The following is a 14,034-nucleotide window of genomic DNA, read 5'->3' as shown; positions in this document are numbered from 1 at the left end:
ATATTGAGATACCCTAAACTGCGAATTAAAGATTAGTCGGATTTTCTTTTTTTCTTGAAGTAGATGAGCAGAGCGATAAAGACAATTAAGATACCTCCACCGATGAAGAGCCCGTTGAGAGAGACTTTTTCTTTTAATTGTTCTGTATTGTTCTCTTCTTTTTTCAGGACTTTTCCGTCTTTCACCTGTGTAGTGCCAGACTTCATCTTTTCAAGAGAGCCTTTGTACTCGGTTGCCTGTGCTTCTGGGAGCTTTTTAGCGATATAGTTCTGAAGTTTTACATTTTTTGCAGAGAAGTCAGAAGACTCGGCTCCATTTTCTTTCACAAGGTCGTTATGCATCATTGCCAGTTTAGCAATTTTTCCTGCATCGGCTTTCCACATACCTTTTCGTGTAGCTTCGAGCATTACGGCAGTTACGGTTTGCAGTGAAGCACTGTTCTTCTGATGGATGAAATCCTTTATACCGAGGTTATGCTTATCTTCTACATAGGTTTGGTAGAGCTCTTCCCACATTGCATCATCTACTACCTCTGGTCGTGTAGCTTCCCAGCCGAACATATTGGTTGCAATTTCTGCAATTTGTCCAGCGCTGGAGCTTTTTCCTTTCATCATTTCTTTGATGTATTTCGGATTGAAGATGGTTGCCTGTGCTTCTACACCTACGGCCTCTTTCAGCTCCTGCATTCTCATATTCTTATGGTTTCGGTAGTCTGCAAGGTAGGCATCGGGGTCTTTGCCTGTTACATCTTTAATAGCAGCATTCATCCCTCCCATAAATTCAAATACATGGTCAAGGCTTAGCGCTCCCCAAGTGTTATTCTGTCTTGGCTGGATGAGTACATCGGTATTGCTCAGTGCGGCACGGAACATACCTTCTTCGTGCTGGCTCCATTCTTTTTCTGAGCCGTAGAGGGCTCCCATATTGTGGATGTAAGTTTTGGCAATATCTTGTGTAGATTCCCATTTATCACCAGAAAGCATCATCTCTTTTGTACCTGTATCGTATCTGCCTTGCTGCCCACCAAAGATTCTGTAGTTAGACATTTCTCTTGCGCGCTTAGGTGGTACTCCTGCTTTTACCAGTTGTTTTTCTATTTCTATTGTACCTGCACTTACTTGGTTATCAAATTCATCGTCTTTGGCATTAGCAGCCATTTCTACCGCTTTGGTAAGCAGGAAGAGGCGCGAAGCTGCTAAATCCCTGAACTGACCAGAGGTTTGAATTACCACATCTATCCTTGGTCTTCCCAATTCTTTGGAAGGAATGAGGCGTACATCTACTACTCTACCAAAGGAATCTCTTACAGGCTCTACACCGAGCATATACAATGCTTGAGCGATAGATACCCCTTCGGTTTCTATAAATTCTGAGCTCCAGAAAGTATAAGCCACTTTTTTAGGATAAGCTCCTTTGTGTTTCTTTTTATATTCTTCTATGGTTGCTTTTGCCAGGGTCACCCCTCTATCCCAAGAGAGCTCACTTGGAGTCATTTCCGCATTTACGGAATACATATTTCTCCCCGTAGGTACGGCTCTTGGGTTGGCTACTAAATCTCCACCTGAAGAAGGCGGTGTATAGCCACCATTAAGTGCATTGATAAAAGATTTGAATTCGATTTCAGGGCTTTCGAGAAGCGCTTTTTTATTATCTACAACAGCTTTCAGGGTTCTTTCTATGTCGAGTACAGCTATTGCTTTTTCTTTTACTTCTTTTGGTATTTCAGGCTTTTTGGTTTCGGTTTTTGCTTCGCCTTTTTTTACCGTTCTTTTACCTCCTGGGTTGTAAGGCTCGAGTCTTTCTCCTCGTTTTACCTTTTCCATTAGTTTTTTCGCAACAAATTCAGGCATTCCTTCAGGGATTTTTCCTGCTTTCAGTTGTTTCTCTATATCGGAGAGTTCTGCAGAGCCTTTTCCTTTTTTCTCCATAGATTTTTTGAGGAAGAAAGGCATTTCCCTTTTTGGAGTGAGGATTTCTCTTGATTTTTCTATTTCGGAAACTGGAACTCCTGCTACTTGTGCTACCAATTCTGGAGTTACTTCTCTGCCTGCTAAGATTTGGTTGACTAAATTCTTCGCTGGGTTCAGGTAGTTTTCTGTGAAGAATACTTTCCTTTTCAGCTGTTGGTCGGTTACTTTTCCTCTTAGTTTGTCTAATGCCGCCACGGAATATGCCAGAGGGTCTGTGCTCATCGCCAGTACGGTGGACTGTATCTTGTCTGAAGAATAAGGCTCTCCCATTGTGTAGAACTGCCCGTTGATTTTCTCTGTCGCGATTTCCTCTGCGAAGTTTTCCAATTTATCGATTTCCTCTTCTGTATAAGGTTTTGTGAGTACGGAGTCTAATCTCAAACTTCTGTGGAAGCCCATTTTTACAGCATCGGCTTTTATTTTAAGTGAGAGGTCTCTCTTGTGGTCTTCTTCTTTTGCTTTGTAATAGTAGTTGATTTTATCCATCAAGCTATTGAAAGCGGTTCGGGTATCACTCTCGGTAAATGCAGGGTTGAGGTAAGACACTAAACTCGCATAAGTACGGCGTTTAGCCATAATACTCTCTCCTACATTGGCAATGGTATAGTAGTAGAAGTGAGGTACGGCACCTATGCAGATATCTCCCCAATCATCTCCGTCGAGAGCCACCTGTTTATGTGGAGTAAATTCCAATGAACCGTGGGTTCCAAAGTGTATCATAGCATCTGCTTTGAAGCCGTGCTGAGTCCAAAGATAAGTTCCGATATAAGCGTGAGGAGGGATTTCTTTAGCACCGTGAACTACTTTGAACTGGTCATCCGAGCTAATACCCGCAGGAGGTTGAGGGAGGATCACTACATTTCCAAACTTCACCCTTGATACTGCGAGATAGTTCTTCCCATCTTTTGTTACGCCCATATAGGAGTAAGGAGCAGCACCATTTTTCTCCATTACTTTTTTGTAGAGGTCTTTGGAGAGAGCTCCTTTTAGCCATTTTTCGTACTGAGTAGTTTCTATCAGCTCTGGGTCTCCGTTTTTCACATATTCGTCAAATGCTCCTTGCGCACTGGAGAGGAAGATATTCCCTTTCAGGTTGAGGACTTTCTCAAACTCCTCTTCTGTAGCTGGGAGGTCATCTACGGTATAGCCTTCAGCTTTTAGCCTTTTCAGGAAGTTGTAGAGTGAGGCATTGGTCTCAAGTCCCTGTGCTACAAGAGGATTTTCTCCATAACCTTTGAAGTAGTAGATGGCTACCTTCTTCTCAGCGTTTTGTTTTTCTTTCAAGCGGAGATAGTTATTCACTACTTGTGTAAAGGTTTTAAGCCTTTCGGGCATTGCCTTAAACATATAGAAACCGTCTTTGCTTTTCTCTTGAGCTATGAGCGCATAAGGGTAAAGGGCACCGTCCAGCTCGGGCATTACAATGGTTTGCCCCATAAAGCCACCGAACATTCCCATTGGGTTTTTCTTCCATTCTTCTTCTAATTGAATGATGGATATCGGTGTAAAGAGTGGGATATTTTTCTCTTTTAGATATTCTACGGTAACCTCTGGATCCATCATCTGCACCCTTCCGTGTGGCATATAGATAACGGCATCTGGGTTTATCTCTTTTAGAAAATCTATCCTCTTTCCAAAAGATGCGAAAGGATAAACATTAAGACCTGATTTTTCTAAGGATACGATAATACTGTCTATATGCTGCCGATTCCCAGAAAATGGGTCGTGGATTCCCGTAATGAACGCCACTTTTGGCTTGCCTTCCTTATAGATTTTCTCTTTTTTAAGAAATGCTTCAAAGTCTTTTAATGTAGGGAAGTGGTTGTCTTCTCCCAGATAGAAAAAGGCATCGCCTATACTCTTAGCGGGCTTTTCTGGAGCGGTAGCAAAGAGCTTTTTACCATTGATTTTAGTGCGGACATATCTTGCAAAGTTCTGATAGTTCTTTTTATTGGCAGAGTTTAAGTATGCATCTACTTCCTCCAGCTGAGTTTCCGAGAGGCTCGTAATATCATTCTCTGGTGAGGTTACGGAGATAAAGTGTGTAGGGACTTTCTCTGCAATTTTGAGGAAAGTTTCTCTCTGCTCATCATTAATTCTCAAACCCATTCCCCAAGTGAGGACAAAGTCATAACCATCGAGTTTATCAATTTCCTCAAGAGGAACATCTACAAACTTGATGAAGCTGTCCGAATTGGAAAGGGCAATGTTTGATACCTGATAGTTCGGGAAATTTACAAGAGCAATACGCGTAGGCGAAGCCCATTTGCTCCAAACGAACCAGCAGGCACTGAGTAAAACGGCAATAAAGACCGCTAACAGAATTTTCTTCTTGTTTTTCATTATATATAAGTTTTTTATTTTAATAAATACTGTAGCATCTAAGGCTATCTCTCTCTATTTTTTCTTAATATCCATCTTGCAAATCTCCTCCACCTGTAGGACTGTTTCCTCCACCTGTAGGACTGTTTCCTCCATCTGTAGGACTATTTCCTACGCCTTGCCTACAAGGTATCATCATTCTCTTTTTTCTTCATATTGAAGTTCCATCTTACCCCTAAATAATAGGTCCTTCCCGGGCTAATGGGTGAGTAGAAATCAGCAGTAGGTGTTTTATAATTAAACAAATTGCTAACGCCTGCTACTACCGAGAAGTTGAGCGGTAGCTGGGAGGAGAGCTTCAGCCACCAAAGGGAGTAGGGGCTGTACCAGTAGGTTGTGATATTCCCAGCGCTATCTTTCTCGGCAAGGGTACTGCCAGAGATGTACTTACCGCTGATGAGTACATCGGGAATATAGAGCTTGTGGGAGCTGTATTCTGCCTTAAAGGTAAGGGTATGCGGGCGAATTTCTGTAATTCTCCTCTGCCCTATGCTGTAATAGGAGTAGGAAGTTCCAAACTTAAAGTGTTTGTTGGGTCTGTAGGTGGCAGAGACCTCTGAGCCGATGATGTCTGAGCGCCCACTGAAATTTACATATCGTATTGTGTCGTTATTCGCTGTCCATTTATTGGAAATTTTATTCTTGATGCTCGAGTACTGAGTCATAAAAGTAAGATTCAGCTTCTTGTTGAGGTTAAAATCTACAGATACGGTGTAGTTATCGCTGGTTTCGGGTTTGAGGTTTTTATTGCCCATTATTTGGAAGCCTCCGCCCCAAGGGTGGAACCAGTTGGTGTAAAGCTCTTTCAGAGTAGGGGAGCGGAAGCCACCCGAATATCCTCCTCGCAGGGTCATCAGATTATCGAGCTTATACATTCCTGAGAGTCGGAAAGTGAAAAAGTTTTTGAAAAGGGAATGATGGTCGAGTCTGGCACCCGTTACAAGAGTAAATGAAGGGCTAAGCACCCAATCTTGCTGAGTAAAGAGAGTGTAGGTCTCGGCTTGTTTTTTCTCGGCACTTCCCGAGTCATTAAATCTAAAACTGAGAAGCCTGTCAGCCAAGACTTCACCACCTGCTACTAAGGTATGCTTACCAAAGAGAGTTTGGTTGTATTCTGCTGTGCTGCGAACAATCTGGTTTTCGTAATCTTTCTCTTTTTGTTTGAGGAGTCTGTAGTATTTGAATTTATCATACCTGTCAAAAGCTCCGCTGATGCTAAGGTTTTTATCTTCTGTGAGTTTAAAATTGGCTTTGAGACCTCCTGTATAGTTATAGTACTTATCTCTTATTTTTTTACTGTCGTTATCTCCTCTATTTCTCTCGCTATAATAGTAGCCAGGGGTAAGGGTGAGGTCTATTTTCGGACTGATATTAAACTGTAGCTTGGGATTGATGGCATAATTGGTAAAACCTGCTACATTTATCTCAGGGTATTTGGCTACGCCGCTGTTATCTATTACTGGTTCTGTCCCTCTTATGATATAGGGCTCTCTCATTTTGTAGAAAGAGGAAACGCTGAAACTTCCCCACTTTTGTTTTGTACCTGCGGAGAAGTTGATTTTATGGTTAATACTGGTATCATATAAATACCCAGCGGTGATGTCTAATGGGCTTTGAGAATTTTTAGTAATGATATTAATAACCCCACCAATAGCATTAGAGCCGTAAAGAGAGGAAGATGCCCCTTTTATGATTTCTATCCGCTCGATGTTATCAAGGTCTATTCTGTCGTAGTCTATGTTATCAAAGGTTTCACCAGCAAGCCTTTGCCCATCCACAAGGAATAGGATATACTTCCCTCCGAAGCCCATCATATTGATATTGGGCATACCACCGTCATAAGTAAAATTGATTCCAGAAAACTCATTCTCTAAGAAAGACTGAAAGTCTTTGGATTGAGACTTTTTTATTTCATCAGAGGTAATGACTTGTACGGGTATAGGTACATCTTTTAGCTTTTTTAGAGAGCGAGTAGCGGTTACCACTACTTCCTGTATATCTTTTATACTATCTTTTTTTTTCTCGGTTTTCCTTTGCCCAAAGAGAGGAACACTGATGAGTACAATAACTAAGGCTGTTGAAATTTTTAATTTTAACATTACTATTTCTATGGTAATTAGTGTTAAAAACCAAAATAGAATTACCATAATACTACAGTAACTCTATTTTAGATTAAAAGTTATTAAATGATGAGATTAACATTCCATTCTATTAGAACTTACCATCGTTAGAAACTTGGTATGTAAACTTAGGATAACCACCCTGGTTTTTCTCATTAACATAATCTGTAACTTGAAGTTTTACAAATTTTTTACCATCAGCAGTTTTTACTACATAAACCCACTTATGTGTAATATAAGGTGTTTTACCTTGTTGTGCTAATGAAGGGTAAAAAGATGCAAAGCCATTTACTTGACCTTGATCACCATTTCCGCCAGAGATTGCACTATTATAAGAAAGTTCCACAGTTTGTGGAGGGTAGCCTATTTCTACAGTCTCTTTTTTATCATCTGCTAAGAAACCTGAAGTAGGTGCTTGTTTCAATGCACTGAAATCTTTTCCATCGGTTTTAACAACACCTCCTTTCCCTTTTCCTGAAAAGCCACTATTTGTTTTAACATAAAGTCTTTGAAAAGCTATATCCCAATTAAGGTCATTATCCGGATCTGTTACTGTAACCTCAGTTCCTTTACTGAAAGAGAAATATTTCCAAACATTTTTTTTACTAGCATCTAATGTTGCTTCTTTTGCACCTGTAGGGACAGGGGTTGGAAGTGGTAAATCTTCATCTCTACTGCAAGAAGTTAGTGTTAAAACTCCTAATACTAAACTAAAAAATATCTTTTTCATTGTAAAAATTTTGAGGCAAAAATATGCTTTATTTGTAATGAATAAATATTTATTTATATGATAAAAATCATATTTTTTAATTTTAAAGCGCAGGCAAAGGTAAGATTTATTTATAGAATTATAACGCCTGATAGAGTATTTCTATTGATATTAATAATATTTTATCTGTGTGTTTAGATATTTAAACAGTAATTCGTTTGATTTAACTTTTTTCATTAATGTTTATAAAAGATGGCTTGTAGAGCAGCTTTCTGTAAAAAGAAAATTTATTTTAAATCTATTGTTGCCCATTTATCACTTTTTTTTAAATTTGTGAGCACTTTCAAAAAGAAAATAAATATAGTATATTATGAATCTTCACGAGTATCAATCTAAAGAGATTTTATCAAAGTATGGCGTTGCAGTGCAACGAGGCATTTTGGCAAATAATGTAGATGAAGCAGTATCTGCCGCTGAAAAATTAACCGCAGAAACAGGAACTCAAGGCTGGGTTGTAAAAGCACAGGTTCACGCTGGAGGTAGAGGAAAAGGAGGGGGAGTAAAATTCTCACCTAATATGGATAAACTAAAAGAAAACGCACAGAATATTATAGGTATGCGTTTGGTTACCCCTCAAACTTCCGCAGAAGGTAAATTAGTTAACGCTGTTTTGGTCGCAGAAGATGTGTATTATCCAGGTGATTCTGAACCAAAAGAATTCTATGTTTCCGTACTTTTAGATAGAGCATTAGGTAAAAATACCATTGTATATTCCACAGAAGGAGGTATGGATATTGAGCATGTAGCAGAGGTTACCCCTCACCTTATTCATAAGGAGGTAGTAGACCCTCAGCTTGGTTTGCAAGGCTTCCAAGCGAGAAAAATCGCTTTTAACCTTGGGCTTTCTGGCAATGCTTTCAAAGAGTTCGTGAAATTTATCTCTGCTCTTTACAATGCGTATATCGGTATTGATGCTTCTCTATTTGAGATTAACCCTGTTTTAAAAACATCAGACGATAGAATTATTGCAGTAGATGCAAAAGTTACATTAGATGATAACTCCCTTTACCGTCATAAAGACCTTGCAGAGCTTAGAGACAAGAGAGAAGAAGACCCAATGGATGTAGAAGCTGGCGAGGCAGGGCTTAACTTTGTGAAGCTCGATGGTAATGTAGCTTGTATGGTAAATGGTGCCGGTCTTGCAATGGCAACTATGGATATTATTAAGCTCTCAGGAGGTAACCCTGCAAACTTCCTTGATGTAGGTGGTACCGCCGATGCTCAAAGGGTACAGACCGCTTTTGGAATTATCCTTAGAGACCCTAATGTAAAAGCGATTTTAATCAATATCTTTGGAGGTATTGTGAGATGCGATAGAGTAGCACAAGGGGTGGTAGATGCTTATAAAGCAATGGGAAATATCCCTGTGCCGATTATCGTAAGACTTCAAGGTACAAATGCAGAAGAAGCGAAGAAGATTATTGATGAATCTGGATTAAATGTACACTCTGCTATTACACTTGAAGAAGCAGCAAATAAAGTAAAAGAAGTTTTATCATAACTTGAAATTTTAAAATGAAGAAAGCGACTGATATATCAGTCGCTTTCTTGTTTATTGGGAGGGTTTAGATTTTTATTTTCTTTTAGACCTTCCCTTTTTGCTGTCTTTATAGAAATGGGTGTAGGCATATTCAGCCGCTTTTGCTACATCTATTACGCCTCCTGCTTCGGAGATGTTTTCAAAAGTATTGTTGGGTGCAGCAAGCCCTGTTTCGGACTTGGATTTATTACTCGTCTTCACCAGAGATTCTATAATCTGCTGTGGGCTGAGGCTTGGCATATAAGACCAAAGCAATGCCGCTGCTCCTGCCACTACAGGTGATGCCATAGAAGTCCCTTGCAGGTATTGGTATTTGCCGTCGGGTACGGTAGAATAAATCTGCTCACCTGGTGCGAATACATTCACCATTTTCTTGTTATAGTTAGAGAAGCTCGCTTTTAAGTCATCATTTCTATTGGTGCTCGCTCCCACTACAATCATATTAGATACGAAAGGTTTGGTATCAGATGTTTTCTTGAAGTTCGTAGGGAAGTATTCATATACTTCTATGTCTTCGTTTTCGTTTCCTGCGGCTTTTACGAGGAGTACGCCTTTGCTTTCGGCATATTTAAGGGCTTCCCATACTTGTTTTTTACCAGGGGAAACGGGCTTTCCGAAAGACATATTGAGGATTTTCGCTCCGTTATCTACGGCATATCTAATGGCATTAGCTACATCTTTATCTCTCTCGTCTCCGTCTGGAACGGCTCTTACGGTCATAATCTTCGCTACTTTGGAAGCAACTCCGTACTGCACTTCGCCTCCCTGAGGGTAGCCTGCAATAATCCCCGCCACATGGGTTCCGTGTAAGGCATCTGGACCTTCGTAGTGGTTATTTCCGTAGTGTTTTTGGTTGTAGTTGTTATAATCATCGCCTACGAGCTCTGCTCTGGTATCAAAGTCAAGGTCATACTGTTTTGAGGAAGGCTCATAGTGGTCAAGCGCTTCTTTCACCATATTATCCATATAGTCTTTTACCTTATCTGGAGTAGCGCCCTTCAGCTCTGGGTCTTGTCCCAGCCTTGAAAGAAAATCCAATGCAATGGCTTCGTCTGGCTGAGTAGGAGTAATTTTTGAAAGCACTTCCTGAGAGAGGTTTTTACCTTTTAATAGCTTAATCATCGTAGGGATGGTCTCTTTCAGCTTGGTGAAGAATGCGGTATATCTCCTGCTTTCTACGCTTTTTTCGTCGTAGATTTTTTTGGATTTCATATACATTTCAAACTCTTCGGGCATTTTGGCTTGGTTCGCCTTGTTTTTTGCTGAGTTTTCGCTTTCAAATAGAGGTTTATACTGCCTTACCACTCGGGTTACCTCCATATTATCCACATCTACATCTCCTTTGCTACTTCCCATAAAGTTCCAGCCGTGTATATCATCTACATAGCCGTTTTTATCGTCATCAATTCCATTATTAGGGATTTCCTTTGTGTTTATCCACATATTTTTGATGAGCCCTGGGTGGTCTACCTCCACACCGCTGTCTAGCACACCCACGACAATAGGCGTAGGCTTCAGCCCTTTGGACTCTAAGAAGCTGTACGCCCCTTGTGTATTCACACCATAGACATTCGCGGTTTTAATGTCTTTATGATACCAAGTCATCAGGTCATTACCCTGATTTTTATCTGCACTTTGCTGTGCAAAAGCCAAGTTTAAGCCTGCCAATAATGCAGATGCTATAAAAATTCTTTTCATTTTGAAAATATTTTAAATTAAATAGGCTACAAATGTAGCTGAATACCCCATTCTCCACAAAAAATTATAGTAAATTTAACCCTTTACACCTTGCAGGTGATACGATTCTTACTAAGAGCACCCCACTCAGTGGGAGTGGGGAGCACCCGTTAGCACGGGAGGCAATTACTTATAAGCCAAAAGCCAGTTGCAGCCACTTCGGGACCACCCTTTACCCCGTTCTGAGGTGGTTGCAGGCACTTCGGGACCACCCAACACCCACTTCCGAACCAGGTGAAACCTCAAAAATAGTGCAAACTTGATAATTTTAATAGGGTTTTATTAACAATAATGTAATATGCTAGCTTTTGGCTAATAGCTATTAGCTAATAGCCAGAAGCTAGTTGCTAAGCAAAAAGCACGGAGACTGAATCTCCGTGCTTTTTGTTTATAATTATAAAATAAGAGCCTCACCGGCTGCGGTGCTACGGCTTCTTAATAAACTTAAGTTTTTGGGAACTACCGTTGTCATTAACACTGATGATATAAACTCCCTGAGGAAGGCTTGTGATAGAGATTTTCGCATCTACTACTTTGCCTTTTTGCACGAGATTACCAGCAGTGCTATAAATCTCATAGGTAGCATTTGCTGATGCCTTAGAGAGGTTGAGGACATCGGTAGCAGGGTTAGGATACAGTACGATCTGATGAGCCTTAGCCTGTACATCATTTACTGCAAGATTCTCTTTAATGAATACGGAATAATCTTCCACTTCACCATAGTTGAACCCTGTCTCGCAACCACTCTTAGGTGTTTCACCATATTTCAAGATTACGCGGAGTCTTACAGGGTAGTTACCCGTATAAGCGTCATTAGGCACATCGAAGGTTCTGTATGCAGGATTAGTTTTGCTTGGTGATGAGGAGAGAATCTTCTCGCTGTCATCAAATATACCGTCTCTGTTGAAGTCTATCCAAGCGCTTACCCCTTCATTGTATTTGTTAGCTCTCCAGCCTTTGGTAACATCTATTCTGTTGTTTTCGCTACCTTTTTCTAATGTAATGTAGGCTTCTGGCTCTTCGGTAAAGTCAGAGTAAGGCTTACCTTGAGAATCGTTTGATACCTTAGTGCCTTGGTGGTTGGTTACGGTTACATTAATGATATGTCCATCGGTAGCGTTTTTAGATTCGCTTGGGCAGTATTCCAGTTTTTTCGTCTGGAATGTAGTTTCTGCATAAGTGCCCACTGTACCAGAGCACACGGATGCTACGCCTAATTCATACTCTACATTTTCTTCAAGGTTGGTAAGATGGTGGCTTGTGCTATTCACCTCTACTGTAGTCCAATCCGTATCAGAAGTTTTCTTGTATCTGAGGCTGTATTTATCTGCATTTACTACACCTTCCCAGCTTACAGTAGCTTCATTTATTGTAATATTTGAAGTATTGAGGTCTAATACTGGGGAGCCATCACATTCTACCGCTTTGCTAATGCTGAATTTTTTAACGGTATAGAAGATATTATCAATAGCAGAGATTCTTACATAAAGCACAGCATCATCTGCTAAGGTTTTGAAATCATATTTTTCTCCACCATCGTTTGGAGTAGATTCAGAGAGAACCGTCCAAGTATTTCCTCCATCTATGGAATAATCTACTTTTACATTGGCTACATTATAGGGAGCGGCTTCTGTTTTAGCGGTATCCCAAGTAATGTCTGTAATCGTATTATTAAATACCTTTTTATTGATAATGCTGAAAGGTCCGTCATTGGTTACGGTAACTTTCATTTTAGCAGTAGCCGTCTGTTGCTCTTGTACATTTGGGCTATTATCCCTTACCGTTACATTGAAATTAAGCTCTCTTGCAATGTTGGATACTGCCTCCCATTCTTGTTCATTAACGAGCTTGCCTTCCAATACGCTTGAAAGTTTAGGGAAATACCTTGTAGGATTGGTAGTAGGGGAAAGCGAGCGGAACTTAGGACCGTATTTATAATCTCCGACTACGGTCGTTACTGTTTGAGACATCGTATCTGCCTGCTCCCAAGTATAGGTAAGTCTATCGTTATCCTCTGCGTCGGTTGCCTTTGCTGTTAGAACAAAAGGAGTTCCTTTCGGGATGGAATAATTCGTGAGAGGATCTATTACCGGTGGGGTATTGGTAATATTGGTAATAGTACCACAGGTTTGAGAGGTAATATAATTCTGAACCTGCTGAATACTCGCCCCATTGAAATAAGCATCTGAATGATCTTGAACATCCGCAGAAGTAATACCAGCATATCCCATAATCGTAGAGCCAGAGCCAGGCTCTACCTGTACAGGGGTACCTTCATAGCGGATAGCAAAAGTATGGTTTGCCCCAAGCTGGTGCCCCAGTTCGTGTGCTACGAAGTCAATATCAAAAGCATCTCCCTCTGGACCTCCTACATTTGGAGATGTATAGCCAGAGCCTTTGGATGATTTATCATTATTATCTTTTGGGTTTCGGCAGGCATTACCTATACCACCTGCATTACCGCCACCACCGCTTCGTCCAAAGAGGTGACCTATATCATAATTATCATTGCCTACTTCTTTGGTAAGGGTTCGCTGGAGCTGTAGATTCCAAGTACCTTTTGCTCCTATACTTGCATCATCATAAGGATCGGTTTTAGGGTCAGTAAAGATAATCTGAGGGAGATCCTGTACGGTAAGGTGTACCGCAAAATCCTTTTCAAATACTCCATTTACACGGGTTATTGTTGCATTAATCGCAGTAGCTGCCTGTGGCACCCCTCCGAAGTACTGGGTATATTCACCTGTTACGGAAACGGCAAGTCTGTAGTTTCTGAATTTTCGGTCAGAGGTTCTGCTAAAATCGGTTACCGATTTAGAGAAATCGCGGTTGGATTCTAGCTTGTCAATATCGTAATGGTCGTGTGTAAGGCATTCAAATGCTTTCCCATCAGCTGTTTTCTTGGTTTTATAGAATACTCTGTATACGGACTGGGCTCTATCCGTAGGCTCGATGAACTGATACTTCCCATTTCTATAAAGCATAGATTGGAAGTCATTAGGCGCTACACTGAAACGAATATACGCCGAAGGGTCATCAATGCCCACTCCTGTATAGGACCCAAGCTGATATCTCTTAGCAAAAGATTCTTCAACCACTGGGAGGCTGTATACAGCAAACCTTTCAATCTTACCATCTATCGTTGGGACATTAATAATCGTAGGTGTGGAAGATTTCCCTGCCTGTTGCGCATTATTGAGTTCCTTTCTTATCTGGTTAATGTCCAGTTTGTAATATTTTACATCATCAGTGGAGCTTTTTTTTGTTTTTTCTGAGGCTGTAGTAGGCGTCCACTGTGCATTTGCACCTACCCAAGCAGCAATAATGAATAAGGATGTTATTACTTTTTTCATAAAAGCGTTATTTAAATTTAGTCGCGAAAGTAAATAATTATCTTGATATAATCCTCTTTTTATGATAAATATTAGGAGATGAAAATATAGAAGCTCCTGTTATTAAGTGTTAAAAATATACTCTGTATTTTAAAAGTTAGATTAATCTAATAAATTTTTATAC

General features: G+C 40.3%; 6 protein-coding genes. 1 reads left to right on the top strand and 5 read right to left on the bottom strand.

The window, feature by feature from the left end:
- Nucleotides 1-32 precede the first annotated feature (32 nt).
- From DBX24_RS01600 to DBX24_RS01590, 3 genes are all read right to left on the bottom strand, one after another.
- The gene (locus DBX24_RS01600) at nucleotides 33-4,313 is read right to left on the bottom strand and encodes a cobaltochelatase subunit CobN (protein ID WP_160223769.1); all 4,281 of its coding nucleotides are present in this window, start codon (nucleotides 4,311-4,313) and stop codon (nucleotides 33-35) included.
- A 161-nt stretch (nucleotides 4,314-4,474) separates the two neighbouring features.
- The gene (locus DBX24_RS01595) at nucleotides 4,475-6,451 is read right to left on the bottom strand and encodes a TonB-dependent receptor plug domain-containing protein (protein ID WP_160223768.1); all 1,977 of its coding nucleotides are present in this window, start codon (nucleotides 6,449-6,451) and stop codon (nucleotides 4,475-4,477) included.
- Nucleotides 6,452-6,563: 112 nt separating this feature from the next.
- Nucleotides 6,564-7,202 (bottom strand): HmuY family protein, encoded by a 639-nt coding sequence (locus tag DBX24_RS01590; RefSeq protein WP_120488665.1) that lies wholly within the window; start codon nucleotides 7,200-7,202, stop codon nucleotides 6,564-6,566.
- 349 nt (nucleotides 7,203-7,551) lie between these two features.
- On the opposite strand from DBX24_RS01590, the gene sucC reads away from it, so the two are divergent.
- On the top strand, nucleotides 7,552-8,742 hold the full coding sequence (gene sucC / locus DBX24_RS01585; protein ID WP_120488666.1) for an ADP-forming succinate--CoA ligase subunit beta: 1,191 nt from the start codon (nucleotides 7,552-7,554) through the stop codon (nucleotides 8,740-8,742).
- A 72-nt stretch (nucleotides 8,743-8,814) separates the two neighbouring features.
- Here sucC and DBX24_RS01580 read toward each other — a convergent pair whose 3' ends face one another.
- Both DBX24_RS01580 and DBX24_RS01575 read right to left on the bottom strand, forming a co-directional pair.
- The gene (locus DBX24_RS01580) at nucleotides 8,815-10,479 is read right to left on the bottom strand and encodes a S8 family serine peptidase (RefSeq protein ID WP_120488667.1); all 1,665 of its coding nucleotides are present in this window, start codon (nucleotides 10,477-10,479) and stop codon (nucleotides 8,815-8,817) included.
- A 464-nt stretch (nucleotides 10,480-10,943) separates the two neighbouring features.
- On the bottom strand, nucleotides 10,944-13,871 hold the full coding sequence (locus DBX24_RS01575; RefSeq protein WP_160223767.1) for a reprolysin-like metallopeptidase: 2,928 nt from the start codon (nucleotides 13,869-13,871) through the stop codon (nucleotides 10,944-10,946).
- Nucleotides 13,872-14,034 lie beyond the last annotated feature (163 nt).

It is taken from the genome of Bergeyella cardium (assembly GCF_009914665.1).
In the GTDB taxonomy this organism is placed as follows: domain Bacteria; phylum Bacteroidota; class Bacteroidia; order Flavobacteriales; family Weeksellaceae; genus Bergeyella_A; species Bergeyella_A cardium.
This window is presented reverse-complemented; position numbering and strand designations above follow the sequence as displayed.